The following is a 21,527-nucleotide window of genomic DNA, read 5'->3' on the forward strand; positions in this document are numbered from 1 at the left end:
GTCTGCGGGGCCGTGGTGCTCGGGTCCGTGCCGGCCGGGGCCCCGGCGTCCAGGGCCGTGCTGCTCGGGTCAGTGCTGTCCGGGGTCGCGGTGCTCGGCGGCGGGGTGGTGGTGGGCGTCGGCGCGCTGTGGCTCGGACTCCTGCCGCGCCCCGGCCTCCGGGGCGAGACGGTCGGACGTGGACTGGAGGTCGGCGTCCAGCTGGGAGAGGTCGGCGGAGAGCGCCGCCATCAGCTCCTCCATCTGCTGGAGCAGGCCCTTGGGGGCGCCGGCGCCCTTCTGCTCGGGCACGGACTGCGGCACCGGCTGTTCGGGCACGGCCCGCTCCGGCGCGGCTTCCTGGGACATGGCGGCCTCCTCGGCCCGGGCCCCGCCGCCGAGGACGGGGCCGTGAGAGAGACGCACCGGCATCGGCCGCCGGCACGCGGGCCGGGCGGTCCGGCTCCGCCCGAGCCAACGACGGGTGCCGGGCCCCGGTCACTGGCCAGGGCGGACGCGGCCCGCCAGGGGGCCGGATATTCACCCGACCGAGCCGGTGCGGACGGAGAGCTGACGACGACGTTGACACGCACCCGAAGGTGCAGGATGGAGGCATGGATCTTCGCATCTTCACCGAACCCCAGCAGGGGGCCGACTACGACACCCTCCTCACGGTGGCCCGGGCCACCGAGGAGCTCGGATTCGACGCCTTCTTCAGAAGCGGTGTCGTTACTACCAGGTGAGCCCCTAGTATCCATCCATGGAGCTCGTGACCCTGGGGACAGGGGCAGAAGACATGATCAGGGCCGTCACCTACGAGCGGCAGAGCCACAAGAGCGAGACGGACAGCCAGGCGTCCCCGAAGATGCAGCGGGACAAGTCCATCGCCTACATCCGTTCGCAAGACAACTGGACGCACATCGACACCGATTACTCGGATGTCGGGCTCTCTGGGTACGACCCTAACGTGATTCGCCCTGGCTTTGAGCGTCTCATGGAGGACGCGAAGGCCAAGAAGTTTGACGTCGTTGTGATCTACATGCTGTCCCGACTGACGCGGCAGGGGGCCGCGGAGGCACTCAAGATCCAACAGGAACTCGCAAAGCACGGCGTTGCGCTCGTGTCGACGCAGGAGCCTTTCATCAACACGTCGGACGACAATCCGTTCGGCGTCGCATTCTTCGCGCTCATCGCCGGTCTTGCACATCAGGAGTCGAAGAACAAGAGCAAGTTCATTCGCGACGCCTTCGCACAGTTGAAGGCGCGTGGCTCGCACTCGTCGGGCCCGGTTCCGTTCGGGTTTACCGCGGACACGACTCAAGTCGATGGGCTGACGATCCGCACCCTCTCTCCGGGGGAACGCAGCACCGAACCAATTGGCCCGCAGTCGACGCCGGCTGACGCAGTCGAGTACATCCTGACGACGGCGGAGGACGGCATGAACCCGTCGGCCATCGCGTCGAAACTGACCACCAAGCGGGTGCGCACGCCGCTGGAGAGCCTGGACGAGGACAAGGCGACCGCACTGCGTAAGGCGGCCCAGAAGCGCCGTAAGAGCGGCACGGGCGACACCGCGGACTGCGAATGGTCGGCGACCGTCGTGACACGCATCCTGCGCGATCCGCGCATCGCCGGCTTCGCAATCGGCCCTGTCGACCCCAAGACGAAGCGGCGGCAGATCTTGCGGGACGAGAACGGCGAACCTGTGCGCCCCCATGAGGGCTTCCGGGAGCCTGCGGCGTGGTACAAGATCCAGGCTCAGTTGGACGGCCGTGCGCCGGCCACGCGCCGCGACAGGACCGGCGAGCGCACGTTCCTCGGGTCGTGGGGGAAGCTCCGGTGCGCACAGTGCGACGCGGGTATGACCGTCTCCAACACGGACAGCTCGTATGTGTGCAACTTGCGCCGCGCTGTGGGCGACGTTCCTCGCCACAAGCTGCGCACGCCGCAGTTGGATACAGATCAGATCGTCGCTGAACGCGTGTGGGCGCGCCTGTCCGCTCTGGACCCGTCCGATCCGGACGACATCGACCTCCTCACCGTCGCCAGTGCGCGGTTCGCCCGGCAAGGTGCCGACCCGGAGGCCGCGGAAGAGCTCGCAGAACAGGAGGCGCAGTTGGCACACGTACAGCAGAGCATCAAGGAGCTTGCAGAGGACCGCGAGTCCTACAAGGGGCCGACGGCCCGTCGCGCGTTCGCGGACACCATGAGCAAGTACGCCGACCACGAGGAGCGCTGTGTGGCGCGCATTGCGGAGCTGTCGGCCGCCTCCGTGGTGTCCACACGGCTGCCACTCGACGAGTGGACGGAGCACAACGACGGCAACCCGTTCGCGCCTGACGGCATCTGGTCACGCTGGGACGTCGACGAGCGGCGCGCGTTCCTGGACATCTTCGTCGACCACATCACCGTCGCTCCCGTCACGACGAAGCGGGGGACGACTCAGGAGCGGACGGACGCGCGGCTCGAAATCGTGTGGGCGAAGCCCGTTGAAGAGCCCGAAGAGGTAACAGGTTCATAACGGAGCTGCGGAAGGGGGAGGGTCGTGTGCGACAGCTTTGCCCCTCCCGCGCGCCGTTCGCTCCACTCGACGTCGGCCCGGATCCTCCTCGCCCGACTGCGTGGCGTCACCGAATGTCCACGATGGCTACCGTGAGTGGTCGAGCGGGGTCAATCAGGGGTCCAAAGTGCCCAACCAACCCCCTATTTCTATTTTCTCTAAGACGCGTTAAGGGAAAATGGAAAAAGGGGGTTAGTTTGCCAGTTTGGTCCCTGCCTCAGCGGGGGCGCGGATCATGATCAACAAACCCGAACATGCCCCACATAACTGTAGTAGGAGGGAAGACGAGCGCAGCCGGCGAGTAGCGCGGCTCCCGCTCCCTCCCGACGTCCGGCGCCGCTCCTGCGCTCCCCGACCTCTCCTCCGGGTAGAGCGCGGTAGAGCGGCGCTGGACGTTCCAAGCTTCCCGTTAACGCTCAGGGGACACCCAAGGGGCGGACGACGGGGAGGACGTCAGCGCGGTGTGTCGGCTATCGGGGCGGCCGACGGGGACGCAATCCCCAACCGGCGACGGTGCTGGTTCGAATCCAGACCGCTGACGTTCCACACCTTTCGTAGCTCAGTGGTAGAGCGGCGCGTTGTGGTCGCGCTGACCCCGGTTCAACTCCGGGCGGAGGGACGACGCACGCCAGGGCTCCGGCCGGAGTAGCCAGCGTGCTTAACCCGGGCCGTCGACGTGCTAGCCACACGCCGGCGCCCGGGGGATTGCCTTCGTAGCTCATCAGGTAGAGCGGCGTCCTCGTAAGACGCGGGTGATCGGTTCGAGTCCGGTCGAAGGCTCTTCGACAGCAGTAAGCCCGGCCGCGATGAAGTCGGCCGGGCCCCCGACGAGCCTGATCGCGATCAAGTCGACCAGGTTCGCAGTGTTCGACGCGCACGGCAGACCTGCAAGTCTGCCGAGCCTGTCGACAGTGTAGCGGCTGACGTGTGCGGGGACCGTGCAAACGGACCAGGATCCGGGCGTCAGAGGGAGCGGGACGAGGTCCGCGGCTGCCGACACCCGGGCTTCACGGTCCGGAAGGACGGACGGTCGTCTCCCCGGAGGCATCCGCGCACAGCCGGCCGACGTCACGGTCTCGTAGCTCAACGGATAGAGCACCGGATTACGGATCCGGGTGTTGGGGGTTCGAGTCCCTCCGAGACCACAAGCGGCGAGGGGGCGCCGCGGAGGACGCCCCCTCTTGGCTAGCTGTGCTTGAGGTACGTCAGCGCAGCGATGCCGACGGCCGCGACAACTCCCGTGGAAACCCCGCCCGCCGCGAGCGCGGAGGCCGTGGACTCGCCGAGGAGCTCCATCGTCGTGAATCCGACGACCCCCGTAAGGGTCGACGAGAGCCCGACGATGGCCAGGTCCCGACCAGGATGGGCGCAAGGCCCGTTCGTCGACGTAGTCGACATGTTGTGTCCTCCCGTTAGGTGCGAGCGTTCCGAGAGTGCGTGACATGCCTCTCTCGGTTGCGCGGACCCTTCTGTGCGAAGGCTTCAATCCGCGCTCAGCTTGGCTGGCCTGACGGCCTAGCCGCCGACGCTCAAACGGGATCCCTTTTTGTGTAGTGGTTGGACAGTGACCTCGAACCTCACTGGAGGACGGGGACAGAATACCGCAGCAACTAGCGGTTACCGGAACGTAGTTCAGCGGTAGAGCACCCGGTTTGGGACCGGGAAGTCGCAGGTTCGAACCCTGCCGTTCCGACTCAGTGGGTCCACACTTCAGGGCCCCCGCCGCGCCACTCGATGGGCGGCCACTCCTCCTCGTCGAGCCACCCGGCGCGGCGGAGGAACTCGATCACATCATTGAGCCCGCGTGCTCGCCCGAGGATCTCGCCGTCGACACGCACGCGACGGGTGCCGTCCTCATCGGGCGGATAGACGACGACATGCGGATCGCTCATGATTCCACCGTGCGACGCGTGTCCGCGGCCCGCACGCTGACCCGGGCCATACAGGCGACCAGGAGGTCCCCATGCCCCGAGTGAACGTGCCAGTGACCGTGCCAACCCGCGCCGGCGTCGCCCTGACGTCGACCCCGGGGGACGCGACGAACAACCACATCATGGTCAATGACGGCAAAACGGTCATCCTGGTCAAGAACACCGGATCCACCGTCGCCCGCGTGATCACGTTCAAGATCTCGAAGAAGGTCGACGGCCAGGTCGTGACCGCCCGGACGGCTTCCCTCGTCGCGGGCGAACAGAAGCTCTTCGGCCCCTTCTCCACCGACGAGTACGGCGGCCGGATGGAGATCGACGTAGCGCACGCCGAGCTGACGCTTACGCCGATCAAGCTCTGACGATCACGCGTCGGGGACGCCTGACTCGCGCCGGCGGAACGTCAGGCCGACGAACCGCTGAAGCCCTTCCCCTTCGGGAACCTGGCTGAGCAGCGTCCAGCCGATTGCCTCCACGTCCATGATCGCGCGAGCGACGTCCCCGTCCTGATTCCTCGGCGACGGGGACGGATGGAAGCGGTAGCTGAAGACGGTGTCCCCACGCTTGAACGCCTGGCCGGCAGCGTCCTCTATCGACGGCAGCGCGATTTTCTTCAACAGCTTCTTCAACATGCCCTGAGCGTAGGGCACCAACGCCCCTGGAGGTGGACGTATGGCGTGGGCAGGAAGCACCCGACGGCAGCGCCTCCCGAAGGACTGGCCCGCGATTGTGCGGCGCATCAAGAGGCGGGATCAGTACCGCTGCACCACGGTCTTCGAGATCGCTGGACGATGCACCTCACGGGGCACTGACGTGGACCACATCACCCCGGGCGACGACCACAGTGACGACAACCTGAGGTTGCTATGCCGGTGGTGCCACGTACAGAAGAGTGCCCGTGAGGGGGGCACAGCAGCGGCCCTCACACGCGTGCGCACACAGCGTCCGCCCACTGCTCATCCAGCGCTGGAGGACTGACGATGGCCGGCGCCCATGTGGTGGTGTGGGAGGCGGACGACACGGGCGAGGACGGCGTAAGCGCTACGCACGTGAGCGTCAACGGCGTCGACGTCGGAACGCTCGCGAGCGCACCGAAGGTCAAGGTCGGGACGCGCGCCGGCCGGACGGTCACGACTGTGAGCCTGGAGCTCGTCCCGAGCCGCCTGGAGATCAAGGGTGAGCTCGCTGACGGTGACCGTCGGGAGCCGCGAGCCGGCTTCACGGCCACGGTCGACAGCCCCAGACCAGGGGGGTGACCCCCTTCCGGCCGGCCTCCAGACCGTAAAGGTGCTGGTCCCCGCTGTCTGTACGGGTCTGGGGGATCTGAACGCGTCCACCAGACCCCGGTCCGTGGTAGGCCGGGAGGCGGCCACACAGCCCCTTCTAGGGGGTGCTGAGCATTGATCCTGCCGTGAAACTGTGACTCGCCGGCATGGCTGATGAACATGAATCCGCAGGTGAGAGGCTTGAAAGTGTGACACGCACCTACTACGATGAACCCATGAAGAGGACGTGCGAGATGTGCCCCAACGAGCTCCCGCTCATGGCGCGCTCTCACGCACGCACTTGCTCTCCTCGCTGTCGCAAGGCTCTGTCCCGCGCAGCGAAGAACGCGCTCCCCGACGAGCTGACGACCCGCGACAGGTGGGTACGCCGCTCCGCGGACAAGGTTCCCCTGACGATCGGCGGCATGCCGGCGTCCTCGACGGACTCCGCGACGTGGAGCACGCACAAGAGCGCTGCCGCGTCGTCGGTAGGCGTTGGTCTGGGCTTCGTGCTGAGCGACGTTGACGACGTCGTCTGCATCGACCTGGACCATTGCATCAACACCCTCACGGGCCGTCTGGCGCCGTGGGCCGCAGCCATCTTGCGCGACGCGGGCACCACCTACGTAGAGGTGTCCCCGTCTGGTGACGGGCTGCATATCTGGGGCCGCGCTGACGTCCGACAGGGACGGCGCATCCGGCGCCCTGACGGTACGGCCGTGGAGATCTACGGGACCGGCCGTTACATCGCAATGACGGGTCGCCGGCATGGCTCCTGCCCGTCGATCCTCGCGGACCTCTCCGCGGTGGTTTCCAAGCTGACGGCGTAGCCCCCGACATGGGACGGCGCTGCCGTTCCTACCCGGGAGGTTCTATGTTCCGATGCCTCGTGGTGCACGAGCACGACGCAAAGCTTCAGCACGTAGTGAACTGCGCGACTGAGCATGTGGAGGAGAGGCGTCCTGATCTGGACGCCTCGAAGTGGCACGCTTCGACCCTGCCAGCCGCTGATTACATCGTGAGCGGTGACGTGAGCGTTCGTGTCGACCTGTCGGTGACTGTCTTTGAGTGGCGCGGCGAGCACGGCCCGGAACTCGTTCGGCACGACAGGGAGGCCACCTGATGGCCGGCCGCGGACCCGCTCCGAAGGACCCATCCAAGCGCCGTAGGCGCAACACCTCCGAGCCGGAGATGGTCGTCACCCCTGATGACGAACTCCGCGGCCCCGAGCTGCCGGAGGGCGTCCTCGGCGTTGACGAGGAGACCGGGGAGTTCGTCCCCTGGCACCCGCGCACCGTCGCATGGTGGACCTCCTGGCGCACGTCGGCGCAGGCACAGACCTTCGTCGATACTGACTGGGACTTCCTCATCGACACCGCCCTCATGCATCACACGATGTGGGCGAAGGGGCGATGGGAGTTCGCCTCCGAAGTGCGTTTGAGAGCAGCCAAGTTCGGCGCTACGCCGGAGGACAGGGCCCGCCTGAAGCTGAAGGTCGACGACCCCGTGAACGCCCCGCAGCGGCCCGTACAGGCTGCCGGGAACGTCACTGACATCACGTCGCGCAAGGCGCGGCTCACAGGCTAGGAGACCGCGTGCCGCGCGCTATCGTGCGCGCCCCCGGTCACGACCGCTCCCGCTCTCTGGGCTGGCTGTCGGTCGCATGGATGGAGTACTTCGTCGTGCACGGTCCTGGCGACGTCCAGGGCATGGCAGTGCGCCACGGAGACGAGTACACAGGCTTTGTCGTCGACTGTTACGCCGTCGACGAGGACGAGGGTCGGCTCCTTTACGACTCTGCGTTCTTCAGTCGCCCGAAGGGGTGCGACAAGTCCGGTCTAGGCGCTCGTCTGGGCCTCTTTGAAGCTCTGGGCCCCGCCCGTTTCGACGGATGGGCAGAGGGCGGGGAGGTCTACCGCGACCCCTGGGGGCTCGGATTCGAGTACGTCTACGAGGCTGGCGAGCCCATGGGCCGACCGGTCAAGGTCCCGTACCTCCGCATCATGGCGACGGAGGAAGGGCAGACCGGCAACGTCTTCGACACCATCCACTTCAACCTGACCGACGAGGCGTCGCTTCTGTCGCAAGTCCCCGGCGTCGACGTGGGACTCACCCGAATCATCCTCCCTGACGGCGGAGAGATCATGCCGTCGACCGCTTCGTCCTCGTCGAAGGACGGCGGCAAGGAAACGTGGGTCTGTTTCGACGAAACCCACCTCTACAACACTCCTGAGCTGCGGCGCATGTACGCGACCGTTACGCGAAACCTCCGCAAGAGGAAGCGCGGTGCGCAGACGTGGTTCCTGGAGACAACGACCATGTTCGCCCCGGGGCAAGATTCCGTGGCAGAGCGCACCTACGAGGAGGCGGAAGCGATCCGAGAGGGTCGCAAGAAGCGTGGCCGTGCCCGCCTCATGTACGACCACCGGTACGGCGAGTGCGCCAACCTGAAGGACGAGGAGCAACTCCGTACCGCACTCATCGACGCCTACGGCGACGCCATGGAGTGGATGGACCTGGAGTCGCTCGTCGATGACTTCTACGACACCCGCAACGACTCCGCGGACGGCCGACGGTACTTCCTGAACTCCCGGACAGTCGCCTCCGACGCGTGGATGGACCCTGACGCATGGGCCCTCTGCCGGCGTGCGGAGGAGATAGCGGACGGCGAGCTCGTCACGCTAGGCTTCGATGGATCGATTCGAGACGACGCCACGGCGCTGACTGCCTGCCGCGTCTCCGACGGGCACCTGATGCTCCTCGGATGCTGGGAGAAGCCCGAGGGTCCCGAGGGCGAAGGGTGGCAAGTCGACCGCGAGAGCGTCGACAACGCTGTTGCCCGCGCCTTCGAGCGCTTCGACGTCTGCGGCTTCTACGCCGACCCGCCGCACTGGCAGGACTACGTAGACCGCTGGACGGCCGATTTCGGCGCCGACCTCCAGGTTCGTGCAACACAGGCCCGCCCACTGGAGTGGTGGACCAACCGTCCAACGGCCATGGAGAGCGCGCTTGATCGCTTCATGGAGGCCGTCGACGACAAGGCGTTGTCACATGCGGAGTCCCTGGACCCCGACGAGGACAGCCGCTACTTGAAGCTTGGCGCAACTCTCTCCCGCCACGTGAAGAACGCGCGGCGCCGGCCGCAGGGCCGCAACCACATGGGCATCGGCAAGGAGCACGCCAAGAGCCCGAAGAAGATCGACGCCGCGATGAGCGCCGTACTCGCCTACGAGTGCCGCGCTGACGCCGTGGCGGCAGGAATCACGAAGCGCAAGAAGCGCTCGAACCGTCTCGTTGCCTTCTGAGGGAGGTCCGTAAGTGCCTATCGACGCGTCGAAGGTGGAGTCTCCCGGATGGTGGCTCCAGCGACTCGGCAAGAAGCTCCTCGACGAGCGGGGCGACGCCTACGACACGGACGGGGAGCTCATTCCCGGTCTGGACAGGCTCCAGCGCTACGTGGAGGGGAAGGCGCCGCTTCCCCATGTACCAGGCATCGACCCGCGGGAAGTTGCGGCGTGGATGAAGGACGCCCGAACCAACTGGACGAGGTTGGTCGTCGACTCGCCGGCGGAACGCCTTCGCGTAACCGGCTTTCGATCCGGCGGGGACAGTACCCGTCAGAGCGTTGCCGACGAGGAAGCCAACAAGATCTGGCGCGAGAACGCCATGGTTGCGGACTCCCGCCTTGTTCACTACGGCGCACTCACCCAGCGACGTGCCTTCGTCCTTGTGGAGCGCTCGGAGGATGGCCGCCCGGTCATGACCCACGAGACACCGCGACAGGTGGCCGTGGAGAGGAAGCAGGGCAGCCGGCGCGAGCTCGCGGCGGGGCTGAAGCTCTGGCGCGACGATTGGACCGGAGACACCCGGGCCACGCTGTGGACCCCGGAACGGATCTACGAGTTCGTGACGAAGACGCAGACGCCAACCTTTGGCGGCCGGGCGACGTCGCTCCGCGGCTGGGACGCGTTTACGGTCCCCCGGGATCGCGACGGACAGCGTCGAAACGAGCTGGGTGAGGTCCCGCTCGTCCCATTCGTTAACCGCCGGCAGATCTCCCCTGAGGGCTTTGCGGAACACGAGGACATCCTCAGCGTTCAGAACCGGATCAACCTGTCGTTGATCATGCTTGTGGCAGCTGCCAAGTACGGTGCTTTCAGGCAGCGTTACGCCGCTGGCCTGGAGGTCGACGAAGACCCGGTCACCGGCAAGGCGATCGAGCCGTTCAAGCTCGATATCCAAAAGCTCTGGACGACGGCTGACCCCGATGTCCGGTTCGGGGAGTTCTCTTCGACCGACTTGGCGCCGTATGTCCGGTCTGTGGAAAGCGGAGTCCAGGATCTCGCGGCGATCAGTAAGACACCACCGCATTACATTATCGGTGCCGTCGTCAACGTCTCCGGTGACGCCCTGAAGGCCGCGGAGACCGGCCTCGTTGCGAAGGTGCTGGACCAACAGGACGACTTCGGCGAGTCCTGGCAGCGTTCCATGAGGCTCGCCTTCAAGGCCGCTGGCGACGAGGCACGCGCGAAGGATTACACGCTCGAAACGGTCTGGCGTGACCCCGAGTCCCGAACCGTCTCCGAGCTCGCCGACGCTGCCGTGAAGAAGCAAGCGGCCGGCGTTCCGTGGCGTCAGCGCATGGAGGATCTCGGCTACACCCCGGCGCAGATCGACCGCATGGAAGTCGAGCGTGCGCAGGACGCCCTCCTCGCTACTCCCGCAGAGGAGCCTCAGCGTCCCGACGAGCTCCAGGCCCGCCGCGAGGAGCGTGACTCCCGACCGGTGATCGGACGGAGGCCGGCGGACGATGACGTTGACGCGGCTTGACCAGCAATACGGGACGGCCGTCCGTCGAGTATGGACGTCTGTCCTAGGCCGCACCCGTCGCTCATGGACTGATCTTGGCTCCTGGCGTGGGGAGGATGTAGCGCGCTTCCAGCGCACTGCCCTCCCCGTCATGATCGCCGGACAACGCCAGGTGGCGGCGCTGACGACGACTTACCTGGAGACGCTCTACCGGGAGATCGCCGACGAGACGTCACGCGTGAACCTGGACCTCGACACGGTGACCGGACGCGCGCTACGCGGCGTCAACCCGGAAGAGGTCTACCGGCGTCCGTTCGTAGAGATTTGGACAGCGCTGGGCAACGGTACCGACTTCGACAAGGCGCTGAAGCTGGGCACGGATCGGCTGGACGACATCGCCAAGACTGATCTTCAGTTGGCACGCACCCACACGGTCCGCGCTGTCACGGCCGACCAGCCTGGCGTGGAGTACACCGTCCGCGAGCTCCAGGGCGAGTACGACTGTGCCCTTTGCATGATCGCTGCGACGCAGCGCTATCACAAGCGCGACTTGGCGCCGATTCACCCCGGCTGCGACTGCCTCGTGAAGACGGTGCGCGCCGATTACGACCCGGGCCAAGTCCTTGACCCTGACCGCCTGGACCGAATCCACGAACTTGTAGAGGAGGCGCTTGGGGAGTCGGACCGCGGAGGACGAGCGGTCGACTACCGAAAGATCATCATCGCCAACGAGCACGGGGAAATTGGCCCCGTTCTGGGCTACCGGGGTCAGCGGTTCACCGGCCCCGACGACATTCCACTTCCGACCTGACGCCCGCCACGGGCCGACGACTCCCGACAGGGGAACTTCAGCATGCCTCGACACACTCTCGCACGCCGCAACCTCCTGACCCTGGCCTCCGAGCCGTGGACGCTCTTCGAGAACGAGCCCGGCGCTGGGGGTGGCGGTGGCGGCAACACTCCACAGATCAACGAGCACGGCTACCCGGACAACACTCCGACGTCGGAGATGACGCCTGAGCATCAGGTGGCCTACTGGCGCCACCACGCCCGCAAGCACGAAGCTCGCGCGAACGCGGGCCCGGACGCTGCGGAGCTGGAGCGCCTGCGCGCCCGAGACGCGGAGCTGAAGACGCTGGAGGACGCCCAACTCACGGACACTCAGCGAATCCAGGCAGAGAAGGACGCCGCGGAGGCCGCACGTGTTGCTGCTGAGGCCGCACGTGACGCTGCCGTCGCGGAGGCGCTGCGGATCCGAGTTGCCGCGGAGAAGGGGCTCACGCCAGCGCAGGCAGAGCGGCTCCGTGGCTCGACGAAGGAAGAGCTCGAAGCCGATGCGGACGCTCTGAAGGAGCTCTTCGGCTCGACGAGCGCAAACGACGGCGCCGGCTCCGGCGCTCCTCGCTCCGGTGGTCCCCGCGGGGGCGACGTTGGAGGCAGCAAGACCACACAGGCCGGCGCGGACCTGTGGCGCGAGCGCAACCCGCGCAAGAACTAATCACCCTTCTACGGAGGACACATGGACCTCAGCATCAAGACTGAGTCGTTCTCGCAGGACCGCCGGGATTGGCTGGGGTCCGCTCACGGGACCGACGCCCCCGTTGGCGCTTCGCTGGACGTCTCGACGTTCACCGCCGGCACCCACTACCCGGGCGGCTTCCTGAAGAGCGGCATTCCGCTCGGGAAGATCACCGCCTCGGGCAAGTACGGCCCTTACAACGACGGCGCCACCGACGGTCGCCAGACCCTCGTGGGCTTTCTCTTCACGGGCGTGGACGTCAAGAGCGGTGCGACCACGGTCGTCGGCTCGATGCTCATCCACTGCTTCATCAAGGAGTCGAAGCTCCCGCTGGGCAACGTCGACGCCAACGGCAAGGCGGACGTCGCCGGCCGCATCATCTTCGTCTGAGAGGTACTGACGCATGCAGCTCATTTCTGAGTACGCCACTCCGGCGGAGCTGACCGGCTACGCGCGGGCGGCGCTCGCCGACCGGGACGAGAACGAGTTCAGTCTCGCCCGATGGCTTCCCAACCAGACCATCAACGATCTGACCTTCCGCTTCACGAAGGGCGGAGGCGGTCTCACTGAGGCGGCCAACTACCGCGCGTTCGACGCCGAGTCGGACATCGGTACGCGCCCCGGGGCCGCCCGTGTGACTGGCGAGCTCCCACCGATCTCCCGGAAGATCCCGGTAGGTGAGTACGAGCGGATCGTCCGGCGCAACACGAACCAGCGCGAAGAGATCCGTGACGCGATGCTGAACGACGGCGTCCGGCTCGCCCGGCAGCTTTCGGCCCGTGTCGAGCTCGCTCGCGGCGCCGCGATCTTCAACGCCTCCGTGACCCTGAACGAGAACAACGTCCAGGCCAGTGCCGACTACGGCCGGAAGGCGGAGCACTCCGTCACCGCTGGCACCGTGTGGTCCAACCCTGCGGCCGACGTGATCGGCGACTTCCTGACGTGGCTGGAGGTCTACCGCGACACGAACGGTGGCGACCCCGAGTTCACGCTCATGTCGTCCGCCATCTTCATGAACCTGAAGCGGAACACGCAGCTTCGCGGCCTGTCGACGACTGGCGCAACCGCTCCGACGATCCTCACGGATTCCATCCTTCAGGCGATCCTCGCAGACCACGGCATCCCGCCCATCGTGAAGTACGACGCGAAGGTCTCCGTGGGCGGTACCTCGACGCGCATCACGCCGAACGACAAGCTCGCCTTCATGCCGGCTCAGGGTGACTCCCTCGGTGCCACGCTGTGGGGTGTCCCGGTAGAGGCCGACGACCCGCGGTACGGCCTGGCGGGTGACGAGGCTGGCATCGCGGTAGGCGCCTACAAGAGCGAGGACCCGCAGACCGTGTGGACCCGCGCAACCGCGATCGTCCTCCCGGTCGCTGCGAACCCCGACCTGACGTTCGTCGCCGACGTCCTCTGACCAGGAACGCGAGGCATTCACGCATGGCAACCCTGAACACCCACGTCCATGTGACGGACGAAGATGGGCGCGCCCACGTGTTCGGCCCCGCGGACGAGGTCCCGGAGTGGGCACAGGCGCTCATCACCAACCCGAAGGCGTGGACGTCGGCACCGAGTACCGCTAATCGATCAGCGGACCCCGAACCGAAGCCCGCCACGAAGCGTGCGGCCCCGCGCCGGAAGGCGGCTGCCGATGACGCTGTTCACGGCGGCTGAGCTCACCGCCTACCGCCAGGTGCCGACGTCCACTGAGACGTACACCCTGGCTCATGAGCTCACCCTCGACGCGCTCCAGGGCGAAGTGGGGGACCGGATCACGGAGCCCCCACAGCCCGGCATCAAGAGCCTTGCTCTCGCGGTGGCCGCGCGACTCCTGACCAACCCTGGCGGGCTCCGTAGCGAGTCAGCCGGCGGCATGGCCGTGAGCTACGCCGACGCACAGACCGGCGTCATTCTCTCCGATGACGAGCGCCGGCGACTACGCAAGTCCGTCGGCCTTGCCTCAGGCGCGGGCATGCTGGACATCGCTCCTGACGACGCCTGCCCACCAGTGGCAGTGTGGCGGCCGGTATGAGCCTGATCGCTGCACTCCTTGCCGACTCGGTACGCATCGAGCGACGTACCCGCATTCAGGACTCCACTGGATCCTGGGTCCCCGGACCGAAGGTCACGACCACCATCGAGAGAGCCACCGTGATGAGCCCCTACGGCGTCACGGTCGGATCCTCGTCAGAGGAGTCCGCCGCATCGTTCACCGTGACGACGAGGCGAGTCCTCGTGGCGCCGCTCGGTACGGAGATCCGTCCTGATGACGTCGTCATTCACCGGGGCCGACGCTACGCCGTGGTGGGGGAGGAGCTGGAGTTCCCGTTCACGTCCCTTGCCCGTATTGAAGTGCCCGTGGAGGAGGTGACCGGCTGATGCCCTACTACCGAGCCAACTTCCGGAACACGGGCCGAATGCTTCAGCGTCCAGCCTTTCACGCGCCGTGCCTGAAGGCTGCGGCGGCGATGCAGGCTGTGGCAGAGAGCGTCAGCCCCGTCGGTGATCCGACGGAGGACGCTCACCCCGGCCTCTACCGGGCGAGCTTCCAGACGATGCCGATCTTCAAGGATGTGCGCTTCAAGGGACGGCCCACCACTCGCGCCGGCGCCCGCCTCCTGAACACGGCGCCGCACGCCTGGCGTGTGGAGCGGGGCGACGGGCGAGTCCCGCGGTACGCCCCGCTTCAGCGGGCCCTCGACGAGGTGAAGGCGGCGCACGGTGGCTGAGATCGAGGCAGTACTTGCCCCATGGCTGGGCAGCGTCATCCCAGGCACTCAGTTCGGGGCAGAGACGCCCCCGGATCTGGAGGAGCGACTCCCCTTCATCCGCGTCGAGCGGCTCGGCGGGTCGGACGGGCGTTTCCGACAGCATCCGCGCGTAGCCGTCGACGTCTTCGCAGCTACAGCCGACGAAGCGCGGTCGACGTCCAGCGCCGTGCGGGACGCGCTCCTCTTCCTTCGCGGAGAGGTCCGCGGCGCCGTAGTGAGCGACGTCCGATGCGACTCCGGCCCCTCCCGGCAGCCGTGGGCCAACACAGAGATTCACAGGCGAGGAGCCACGTACACCGTGACCCTCCGGGACGCCTGACCCCCTGACCACTTCCGACCCGACGTCGAGCGAGACGCGCGGGTCTCACGCATGCCCTGGAGGGCACATGGCGGACACCCGCAATGCCGATCTCACTTTCGGCGCATCCGACTTCCTCGTCTACGTGGCGGCACTCAACACCGCCTCGCCATCCGGCTTTGCCGACCCCGCTACGCCCTGGCAGTGCATGGGCTGGGTGACGACCGACGGCGGAACCTTCTCGATCGAGGACGAGTCCACCGATGTCCAGGCGGCCGGCTCGCTGGAGCCGATCCGAACCCTGATGTCGCGGTCGACGAAGACGATGGCCGTGACCTTCCAGGAGGCCATCAACCCCCTGGTCCGAGCGCTGTACGACAACGTCCCGGTCGCCTCGCTGGAGCCGACGTCGGGCACCGTGACCTACGGTCTGCCGGACAAGCCGAACGATCTGAGGTATGCCTTCCTCTTCGACACGGTGGACGGCTCGAAGAAGAACCGCCTCTACATGCCTAACGGCAAGGTCACGGCGCGCGGCGAAGAGCAGCCCCAGACCACCGACGTGTGGGCGGCGCAGATGACTTTCACCTTCTACAAGGGTGCGAGCATGCCGGCCGTCACGCGAAGCATCGACTTCGGCGGCGTCGACGTCTCGGGCTTCTTCCCCGTCGGCCCGTAACACCACATACCAGCGGAGCCCTGTACCGCGCGGGTCCGGGGCTCCGCTAATCGCTTGACGCATTACAAGACCCGCGCACCACCTTGCGCCTTCCCTCTCGACTCCGAGAGGGAAGGCGCAACCCTGACTTAGGAGACCCGCGCATATGACCACCACCGCTTCGCAGGCCCAGGAGAACGAGGCCACCGAGACCTACGCCGTCGCCACGCTGGACGGTGTCGAGCTTCGCGTGAAGCCGATCAACGCTTGGCGCCCCTCGTACATGCGAGCCCTTCGGCAGTCGGACTTCGACACGTGGGCTGCTGGCGTACTGCACGGGGACGACGTCGAGACCTTTATCGAACTGGACGCCACCTTCGACGAGATCAACGAGTTCGTCGGCGCTGCTCTGGAGGCCATCGGCGAGGCGCCGGGAAAGTCTGGGGCACCATCCAAGTCCTCGCGGACCACGCGGAAGCGCTAGAGGCAGACCTCCTCGTTCGGGGGATTGATCTCCTCGACGTCTATCGGGGAGGCCTCTCCCTTCGGCGGCTGCGGGTGCTCATCGAGTACCTACCGCCGGAGAGCGCGACGAAGACGGCCATGCGGAACGCATTGCCGGATGGTGCGGAGCCGGCAGGCGAGTACCGCCCGGACCTGGCGCCGTGGAGCTCCGTGGAGATGCTCCTCGCAGAGATCAAGGATCAACTCGTCCTGTCTCGGATGGTCGCTGTGGCGGCTGCCGGCGGGAAGCCGGGCGATTTCAAGCCCACCCCGCGACCGGGAATCCCACCCACTGCATCCGGGGGCCGACGACGGCTCACCGACGACCAGCGCCGCGCGCTTGACCCGCGGCTGAGAGCTCAGCCGAAGGAGGCGACCGATGGCGACTGACCTGGATATCGTCGGTACCGCAGGTGTCGACGTCGTACCTGTGGCGCCGCGCTTTCATCAGAAGCTCCAGGCCGTAGTTATCCCCTCCGCTCAGCGTGTGGGAGACGAAGCGGGACGCATCATCGGCGACCGCATGAGCGACGAGATTGCTCGACGTGTGGCGGCTGCTCTCCCGCAGGCGGTTCAGGCCGGCGGTCAGGCTGCACAGCGGCAGGCGAGTCGACAGGGTTCGGACACGGGTGGCGCCTTCGCTCGCTCGCTGCGGACGAAGCTCGAAGCGGCCTTCAAGGCCATGCCGAAGCTCGACATTCGCCTCTCCGACACAGGAGTTGACGCCGAGCTTGCTCGTCTCCGTGCTCGCATGGAGACGCTGGCAGGCAAGCGCATCGGCATCGACGTTGACGCTACGGCTGCTGAGGCTGAGATCCGCGCGATTGACGCAGAGCTGGAGCGGCTCGGGGCGTCGCACCCGAACATCGCCGTGAGGGCGGACACTGCGACGGCTCGCGCCGCACTCGCGGAGATCCGTGCCGAGATTGCGGCCATCGATGCGACGGAGGTGGACCTCGACGTCAACATCGACACGACCGGCGCCCGGTCTGCGCTGATGTCTCTCGGGATCCAGATGGCCGTACTCATGGCCATCCCGCTTGGCCCCGTCATCGCAGCCGGTCTCGGCGCCGTCGTCTCCATGGCGACTGCCGCGGGTGCGGGGGTCGGTGCGTTCGCCCTAGTGTCCGTCCCAGCAATCAAGGGCGTGGCGGAGGCGTTGAAGGCGCAGACAGCCGCGCAGGACGATGCTGCGAATGCTGCTCTTCGAGGCTCCGCAGCAACAGCGCGCGCAGCCTCCCAGGCAGCGTCGCAAGCACTCCAGCTCGCAGGCGCGCAAGCCTCCCTTGCGACGGCCCACCGCAACGCGGAGCGCACGATTGTCCAGGCCAACCGGGCGATTGAGGACGCCGAACGGGCTCTTGCGCAGGCCGGCATCCGTGCCGCTGAGCAGCGACGCCAGGCGGCTGAGGCCGTTGAGCGGGCGGAACGTTCCCTTTCCGACGCCAAGCGTGACGCGCTCAAAGCCGAACAGGAGCTCACACAGGCTCGGGAGGCGGCTGCGAAGGAGCTCGCGGACCAGCGTAAGGAGCTTTCCGAGCGCCTTGAGGACTCGGGCCTCGACGAGCGAGACGCGGTCCTTCGTGTGAAGGAAGCGCACGAAGAGCTCGCCAAGGTCATGAAGGACCCGAAGGCTACGCAACTTCAGCGTGACCGTGCGCAGCTCGCGGCCGACGAGGCGGATCGCAACCTCAAGAAGCAGCGAGACGAGATCAAGGATCTCCGCGCAGAGATCGCCCGTCAGACAACGGCCACCGTCGACGGGGCCGACCAGGTGGTACGCGCGCAGGAGCGAGTCACCGACGCCCAGCAGAAGGTGAAGGACGAGGCGAAGGCGCTTGCCGACGCCCAGAAGGCTGCGGCCCGCACTCAGGTGCAGGCGGCGCAGGATCTTGCCGATGCTCAGCGTCGCGTGGCGGACTCCGTCGAGAACGCCTCGAACGCGCAGGTGGCGGCTGCGGAGGCCATTGCGGCTGCGGAACGTGGCGTAGCAGCTGCCCGGCTGTCTGGCGCCTCCGCGACGTCGACGGCGATCACGAAGCAGCAAGAGTACGAACGAGCACTCGCCAAGCTGACGCCGGCGCAACGCGAGCTGTACGACTCGATCGCCGGTCCAAAGGGCATCAAGACCGCCTTCAAGGATTGGGCGACGGCCCTTCAGCCCCAGGTGCTCCCCATCTTCACTCGGGGCGTCGACGGGGCGAAGGCATCGCTGCCGGGCTTGACGCCGCTCGTCGTCGGTGCCGCGAGCGCGATCCAGACGCTCATGGACAAGGCCTCCGCTCAGTTCAAGACACCGTTTTGGCAGGGCTTCAAGGCAGACCTGAAGGACAACGTCGAGCCCGCAATCGTGGGATTCGGAGTGGCCTTCGGGAACGTCATCAAGGGGCTCGCCGGCATCATCGACGCATTCCTTCCACACATGGACGGCATCGCGCGAAGGTCGGACTCGATCACTGCGCGGTTTGCCAAGTGGGGGACGAGCCTGAAGGGTTCGCCCGACTTCGAGCGCTTCCTTCAGTACGTCAAGGAGACGACTCCCGGGCTCAGCGCGTTTCTGCGCGAACTCTTCGCGGCGCTCTTCGACGTCATGTCGGCTCTCAGCCCCGTCTCTGCGACCCTCTACGCGACACTCACGCCTGTTCTGAACACCATCTCGTGGCTCGCTACAAACGTTCCTGAACTCGTCGTGACCCTGTGGGCGATGTGGGCGGCGCAGAAGGCCGTGGCCATCGGAATGGCGGCGTTCGCGGCGGCAATGACGCTCTACCAGAGCGTCATAATCCTCGCGACGATCGCGACGTCCGGATGGGCGGTAGCCCTGAACGCGACGGGCATCGTCCCGATCATTCGGGCAATCGTGCTCGTGGTGGGACTCCTCGTTGCGGCAGTGATCTACGCTTATAACCACTGGGATTGGTTCCGAGTCACCGTTGACACCGTGGCATCTGCCATTGGGACGGCGATGTCGTGGCTCTGGGACAACATCCTGAAGCCTGTCTTCGACGGCGCGTGGTGGCTGATTAAGAAGGTCGGCGACATCGCCGTTTGGCTGTGGGATAACGCACTCAAGCCCACCTTCGGATTCATCGGCGAGGCGGCACAGATCCTCTTCACCGCCCTCGTGACGTTCTTCCTCCTGCCCGCCTATCTGGCGATCAAGGCGCTCGGGGCGATCGGTCTGTGGCTGTGGGACAACGCGCTCAAGCCCGCCTTCGACGCCATCGCCGAAGGCGCAGAGTGGCTGTGGGAGAACTTCCTTCGGCCTATCTTCACGTGGATTGGCGACAAGGCTACGTGGCTGTACGAGAAGGCAATCAAGCCTGCTTTCGGTGAGGCGAAGAAGACCTTCGACGCTCTCGGCGAGGCGGGCAAGTGGCTGTGGGACGAGATCCTCGAACCCATCTTTACTTGGATCGGTGACAAGGCTGGGTGGCTGTATGACGAGGCTATCAAGCCCGCCTTCGACAGCATTATGGACGCCGTCGACGCCGTTTCGAAATCCTTCGAAGACGGCAAGAACGCAATCGGTAAGGCGTGGGACCAAGTCCAGGAGATCGCGAAGAAGCCCGTCAAATTCATTTTGGACCATGTGTACAACGGGGGAATTGTCCCTCTCTGGAATCGCGTAGCCGACATCACCGGCGCGGACAAGCTGAAGCCGCTTGATCTTCGCGGATTCGCCCGAGGAGGCATCCTCCCGGGCCAGTCGACGTGGAGGCAGGGGGACGACCAGCTCGTCCCGATGCGTCGCGGTGAAGGCGTCTACGTCTCCGAAGCGATGCGTGACCCCTACGAGCGCGCCCGCCTTCATGCCGTCAACAAGGCGGCCATGAATGGTCAGTCGCTCGGGCAGTTCCAGGGTGGCTACGCAGAGGGCGGCATCGTCGGATGGCTGAAGGACAAGGCGGGCGATCTCACCGACTTCTTCAGTAACCCGCTCGACGTCTTCCGTGACGCGAAGAACATGGTCGCGGACCAGATGAAGAGCATCCTCACCAACCCTTGGGCGCGCGAGATTGCCAAGATGCCTGGGCGCATGCTCGACGGCCTGAAGGACAAGGCGCTCGACTTCTTGGGCTTCGGCGGAGGCGAAGCCGGGGGAAGCGGCGCGTGGGTCCGCCCGGTCAACGTTCCGTTCGGCACCCCGTTCGGTAAGCGCGGCCCCATGTGGTCGTCTGGGCGTCACACGGGTCTCGATTTCCCGGCAGCCGTCGGCACCGCTATCCACGCTGTGGCCGGCGGACGCGTCTCCATGGCGCAGGGAGGCGGACCTTACGGCCTCCACGTGATGATCAATCACGGCAACGGCTTGTCGTCGCTGTACGCCCACATGTCCGGGATGCTGACCGAACTCGGTAAGACGGTCCAGGCCGGCGAGACGATCGGAAAGGTCGGTGCGACCGGCAACGTCACCGGTCCCCATCTCCACTTGGAGGCACGGAAGAACGGCACTGCCGTCGATCCGATGCCGTATCTGACGCGTGGCGGGGGCGGAGGCGGCTCCGGCGTCGAACGCTGGCGGAACGTCGTTCTTCAGGCACTCCGGATGACCGGCAACCCCGCGCAGTACGCGGACCTCACCCTCCGACGGATGAACCAGGAGTCGGGCGGTAACCCCGAAGCTGTCAACAACTGGGACGTCAACGCGAAGAATGGGACGCCGTCGGTAGGCCTCATGCAGGTCATCAAGCCGACGTTCGAAGCGTGGGCCGGCCACATGCGCGGCGTCGGGCCGAAGCTCTTCGGTGTCTCGACGAATCCCCTGGCCAACGTCTACTCGTCGATGCGCTACGCCATGGGTCGCTACGGCAACCTCCCGAATGCCTACAACCGCCCTGGCGGTTACGCGACGGGTGGATTCCCTGGCGTCGGCGAGCTGGCGTGGGTGGGCGAGAACGGCCCTGAGCTCGTTCGTTTCCTCCACCCAACGCAGGTCTACAGCAACTCGGACTCAATGGCCATGGTCCGCCAGGCCGCGACGCTCCAGGCCGGCGCAGGACGCCCGACCCAGCTCCAGGCCGACGTGCATGTCTACGTCGGTGACCGCGAGATCACAGACATCGTCGACACCCGGATCGAGCTCCGGGACGCGGAACTTGTGACCGCATCTACCTACGGAAGGAACACCTGAGATGCCAGACGAGCAGCCTGACAACCCGCCGACCGAGCCGACGGACCCGGAGCCTACGCCGGATCCGGAGCCGGAAGTCCCGGTCTACACGGCGCCACAGGT

Annotated in this window: 24 protein-coding genes, 4 tRNA genes and 1 pseudogene; 26 read left to right on the forward strand and 3 right to left on the reverse strand. The window is 66.4% G+C overall.

Going from position 1 to position 21,527, the window contains the following annotated elements; all coding sequences use genetic code 11:
• Positions 1–69 precede the first annotated feature (69 nt).
• Positions 70–348, reverse strand: coding sequence for a hypothetical protein (locus tag AB5J54_RS30035; RefSeq protein ID WP_369147023.1), 279 nt, complete (start codon positions 346–348; stop codon positions 70–72).
• Between the two features lie 245 nt (positions 349–593).
• On the opposite strand from AB5J54_RS30035, the pseudogene AB5J54_RS30040 reads away from it, so the two are divergent.
• The 6 genes and pseudogenes from AB5J54_RS30040 to AB5J54_RS30065 form a co-directional block, all read left to right on the forward strand.
• Positions 594–701: pseudogene (locus tag AB5J54_RS30040) on the forward strand (LLM class F420-dependent oxidoreductase); the annotation flags it as partial.
• 38 nt (positions 702–739) lie between these two features.
• Positions 740–2,500, forward strand: a complete 1,761-nt coding sequence (locus tag AB5J54_RS30045; protein ID WP_369147024.1) for a recombinase family protein — start codon at positions 740–742, stop codon at positions 2,498–2,500.
• Positions 2,501–3,087: 587 nt separating this feature from the next.
• Positions 3,088–3,158 (forward strand) — tRNA-His (locus tag AB5J54_RS30050).
• 88 nt (positions 3,159–3,246) lie between these two features.
• A tRNA-Thr gene (locus tag AB5J54_RS30055) sits at positions 3,247–3,319 on the forward strand.
• A 292-nt stretch (positions 3,320–3,611) separates the two neighbouring features.
• A tRNA-Arg gene (locus AB5J54_RS30060) sits at positions 3,612–3,684 on the forward strand.
• A 476-nt stretch (positions 3,685–4,160) separates the two neighbouring features.
• Positions 4,161–4,232: transfer RNA gene (locus AB5J54_RS30065), tRNA-Pro, on the forward strand.
• A gap of 1 nt (position 4,233) precedes the next feature.
• Here the strand turns inward: AB5J54_RS30065 and AB5J54_RS30070 are convergent.
• Positions 4,234–4,431, reverse strand: coding sequence for a hypothetical protein (locus tag AB5J54_RS30070; RefSeq protein WP_369147025.1), 198 nt, complete (start codon positions 4,429–4,431; stop codon positions 4,234–4,236).
• Between the two features lie 98 nt (positions 4,432–4,529).
• Here AB5J54_RS30070 and AB5J54_RS30075 point away from each other — a divergent pair, with 98 nt between their 5' ends.
• Complete coding sequence (locus AB5J54_RS30075) at positions 4,530–4,829, forward strand: hypothetical protein (protein ID WP_369147026.1); 300 nt, start codon at positions 4,530–4,532, stop codon at positions 4,827–4,829.
• 3 nt (positions 4,830–4,832) lie between these two features.
• Here the strand turns inward: AB5J54_RS30075 and AB5J54_RS30080 are convergent, their stop codons facing one another.
• Entirely contained in the window at positions 4,833–5,099 is a 267-nt protein-coding gene (locus tag AB5J54_RS30080; protein ID WP_369147027.1) for a hypothetical protein, read from the reverse strand.
• A 40-nt stretch (positions 5,100–5,139) separates the two neighbouring features.
• Here AB5J54_RS30080 and AB5J54_RS30085 point away from each other — a divergent pair, with 40 nt between their 5' ends.
• The 19 genes from AB5J54_RS30085 (at position 5,140) to AB5J54_RS30175 (ending at position 21,425) form a co-directional block, all read left to right on the forward strand.
• Positions 5,140–5,445 carry an HNH endonuclease gene (locus AB5J54_RS30085; RefSeq protein WP_369147028.1) on the forward strand — a complete coding sequence of 102 codons (306 nt, stop codon included), beginning with the start codon at positions 5,140–5,142 and terminating at the stop codon, positions 5,443–5,445.
• A gap of 2 nt (positions 5,446–5,447) precedes the next feature.
• Positions 5,448–5,723 (forward strand): hypothetical protein, encoded by a 276-nt coding sequence (locus AB5J54_RS30090; protein ID WP_369147029.1) that lies wholly within the window; start codon positions 5,448–5,450, stop codon positions 5,721–5,723.
• 434 nt (positions 5,724–6,157) lie between these two features.
• On the forward strand, positions 6,158–6,562 hold the full coding sequence (locus AB5J54_RS30095) for a hypothetical protein (protein ID WP_369147030.1): 405 nt from the start codon (positions 6,158–6,160) through the stop codon (positions 6,560–6,562).
• 62 nt (positions 6,563–6,624) lie between these two features.
• Positions 6,625–6,855, forward strand: coding sequence for a hypothetical protein (locus AB5J54_RS30100; protein ID WP_369147031.1), 231 nt, complete (start codon positions 6,625–6,627; stop codon positions 6,853–6,855).
• Entirely contained in the window at positions 6,855–7,319 is a 465-nt protein-coding gene (locus tag AB5J54_RS30105; protein WP_369147032.1) for a hypothetical protein, read from the forward strand. Before AB5J54_RS30100 ends, AB5J54_RS30105 begins: the two co-directional genes overlap by 1 nt.
• An 80-nt stretch (positions 7,320–7,399) precedes the next feature.
• Entirely contained in the window at positions 7,400–9,037 is a 1,638-nt protein-coding gene (locus tag AB5J54_RS30110; protein WP_369147033.1) for a terminase, read from the forward strand.
• 13 nt (positions 9,038–9,050) lie between these two features.
• Complete coding sequence (locus tag AB5J54_RS30115) at positions 9,051–10,562, forward strand: phage portal protein (RefSeq protein WP_369147034.1); 1,512 nt, start codon at positions 9,051–9,053, stop codon at positions 10,560–10,562.
• 130 nt (positions 10,563–10,692) lie between these two features.
• On the forward strand, positions 10,693–11,352 hold the full coding sequence (locus AB5J54_RS30120) for a hypothetical protein (protein WP_369147035.1): 660 nt from the start codon (positions 10,693–10,695) through the stop codon (positions 11,350–11,352).
• Between the two features lie 42 nt (positions 11,353–11,394).
• Positions 11,395–12,039: a hypothetical protein gene (locus AB5J54_RS30125; RefSeq protein WP_369147036.1), complete on the forward strand. Its 645-nt coding sequence runs from the start codon at positions 11,395–11,397 to the stop codon at positions 12,037–12,039.
• Between the two features lie 21 nt (positions 12,040–12,060).
• Positions 12,061–12,450, forward strand: a complete 390-nt coding sequence (locus AB5J54_RS30130) for a head decoration protein (RefSeq protein WP_369147037.1) — start codon at positions 12,061–12,063, stop codon at positions 12,448–12,450.
• Positions 12,451–12,463: 13 nt separating this feature from the next.
• Positions 12,464–13,477, forward strand: coding sequence for a major capsid protein (locus tag AB5J54_RS30135; protein ID WP_369147038.1), 1,014 nt, complete (start codon positions 12,464–12,466; stop codon positions 13,475–13,477).
• A 234-nt stretch (positions 13,478–13,711) separates the two neighbouring features.
• On the forward strand, positions 13,712–14,092 hold the full coding sequence (locus AB5J54_RS30140) for a hypothetical protein (protein ID WP_369147039.1): 381 nt from the start codon (positions 13,712–13,714) through the stop codon (positions 14,090–14,092).
• On the forward strand, positions 14,089–14,439 hold the full coding sequence (locus tag AB5J54_RS30145) for a hypothetical protein (protein ID WP_369147040.1): 351 nt from the start codon (positions 14,089–14,091) through the stop codon (positions 14,437–14,439). Before AB5J54_RS30140 ends, AB5J54_RS30145 begins: the two co-directional genes overlap by 4 nt.
• Positions 14,439–14,789: a hypothetical protein gene (locus AB5J54_RS30150; protein WP_369147041.1), complete on the forward strand. Its 351-nt coding sequence runs from the start codon at positions 14,439–14,441 to the stop codon at positions 14,787–14,789. The genes AB5J54_RS30145 and AB5J54_RS30150 overlap by 1 nt, the downstream gene beginning before the upstream one ends.
• Positions 14,782–15,150, forward strand: coding sequence for a hypothetical protein (locus AB5J54_RS30155; protein WP_369147042.1), 369 nt, complete (start codon positions 14,782–14,784; stop codon positions 15,148–15,150). The genes AB5J54_RS30150 and AB5J54_RS30155 overlap by 8 nt, the downstream gene beginning before the upstream one ends.
• Positions 15,151–15,217: 67 nt before the next feature.
• Positions 15,218–15,808, forward strand: coding sequence for a phage tail protein (locus AB5J54_RS30160; protein ID WP_369147043.1), 591 nt, complete (start codon positions 15,218–15,220; stop codon positions 15,806–15,808).
• Positions 15,809–15,953: 145 nt separating this feature from the next.
• Positions 15,954–16,271 carry a hypothetical protein gene (locus tag AB5J54_RS30165; RefSeq protein WP_369147044.1) on the forward strand — a complete coding sequence of 106 codons (318 nt, stop codon included), beginning with the start codon at positions 15,954–15,956 and terminating at the stop codon, positions 16,269–16,271.
• 74 nt (positions 16,272–16,345) lie between these two features.
• Complete coding sequence (locus AB5J54_RS30170) at positions 16,346–16,681, forward strand: hypothetical protein (RefSeq protein WP_369147045.1); 336 nt, start codon at positions 16,346–16,348, stop codon at positions 16,679–16,681.
• On the forward strand, positions 16,671–21,425 hold the full coding sequence (locus AB5J54_RS30175) for a peptidoglycan DD-metalloendopeptidase family protein (protein ID WP_369147046.1): 4,755 nt from the start codon (positions 16,671–16,673) through the stop codon (positions 21,423–21,425). Before AB5J54_RS30170 ends, AB5J54_RS30175 begins: the two co-directional genes overlap by 11 nt.
• The last annotated feature ends 102 nt before the right edge of the window (positions 21,426–21,527 follow it).

This window comes from Streptomyces sp. R44, from assembly GCF_041053105.1.
Classification (GTDB): domain Bacteria; phylum Actinomycetota; class Actinomycetes; order Streptomycetales; family Streptomycetaceae; genus Streptomyces.

Excerpts from the sequence above, each read along its gene's own strand:
- AB5J54_RS30035 (WP_369147023.1), bottom strand. The coding sequence starts at position 348 with ATGTCCCAGGAAGCCGCGCCGGAGCGGGCCGTGCCCGAACAGCCGGTG.
- AB5J54_RS30045 (WP_369147024.1), top strand. The coding sequence starts at position 740 with ATGGAGCTCGTGACCCTGGGGACAGGGGCAGAAGACATGATCAGGGCC.
- AB5J54_RS30070 (WP_369147025.1), bottom strand. The coding sequence starts at position 4,431 with ATGAGCGATCCGCATGTCGTCGTCTATCCGCCCGATGAGGACGGCACC.
- AB5J54_RS30080 (WP_369147027.1), bottom strand. The coding sequence starts at position 5,099 with ATGTTGAAGAAGCTGTTGAAGAAAATCGCGCTGCCGTCGATAGAGGAC.
- AB5J54_RS30085 (WP_369147028.1), top strand. The coding sequence starts at position 5,140 with ATGGCGTGGGCAGGAAGCACCCGACGGCAGCGCCTCCCGAAGGACTGG.
- AB5J54_RS30090 (WP_369147029.1), top strand. The coding sequence starts at position 5,448 with ATGGCCGGCGCCCATGTGGTGGTGTGGGAGGCGGACGACACGGGCGAG.
- AB5J54_RS30095 (WP_369147030.1), top strand. The coding sequence starts at position 6,158 with ATGCCGGCGTCCTCGACGGACTCCGCGACGTGGAGCACGCACAAGAGC.
- AB5J54_RS30105 (WP_369147032.1), top strand. The coding sequence starts at position 6,855 with ATGGCCGGCCGCGGACCCGCTCCGAAGGACCCATCCAAGCGCCGTAGG.
- AB5J54_RS30110 (WP_369147033.1), top strand. The coding sequence starts at position 7,400 with ATGGAGTACTTCGTCGTGCACGGTCCTGGCGACGTCCAGGGCATGGCA.
- AB5J54_RS30120 (WP_369147035.1), top strand. The coding sequence starts at position 10,693 with ATGATCGCCGGACAACGCCAGGTGGCGGCGCTGACGACGACTTACCTG.
- AB5J54_RS30125 (WP_369147036.1), top strand. The coding sequence starts at position 11,395 with ATGCCTCGACACACTCTCGCACGCCGCAACCTCCTGACCCTGGCCTCC.
- AB5J54_RS30130 (WP_369147037.1), top strand. The coding sequence starts at position 12,061 with ATGGACCTCAGCATCAAGACTGAGTCGTTCTCGCAGGACCGCCGGGAT.
- AB5J54_RS30135 (WP_369147038.1), top strand. The coding sequence starts at position 12,464 with ATGCAGCTCATTTCTGAGTACGCCACTCCGGCGGAGCTGACCGGCTAC.
- AB5J54_RS30140 (WP_369147039.1), top strand. The coding sequence starts at position 13,712 with ATGACGCTGTTCACGGCGGCTGAGCTCACCGCCTACCGCCAGGTGCCG.
- AB5J54_RS30145 (WP_369147040.1), top strand. The coding sequence starts at position 14,089 with ATGAGCCTGATCGCTGCACTCCTTGCCGACTCGGTACGCATCGAGCGA.
- AB5J54_RS30150 (WP_369147041.1), top strand. The coding sequence starts at position 14,439 with ATGCCCTACTACCGAGCCAACTTCCGGAACACGGGCCGAATGCTTCAG.
- AB5J54_RS30160 (WP_369147043.1), top strand. The coding sequence starts at position 15,218 with ATGGCGGACACCCGCAATGCCGATCTCACTTTCGGCGCATCCGACTTC.
- AB5J54_RS30165 (WP_369147044.1), top strand. The coding sequence starts at position 15,954 with ATGACCACCACCGCTTCGCAGGCCCAGGAGAACGAGGCCACCGAGACC.
- AB5J54_RS30175 (WP_369147046.1), top strand. The coding sequence starts at position 16,671 with ATGGCGACTGACCTGGATATCGTCGGTACCGCAGGTGTCGACGTCGTA.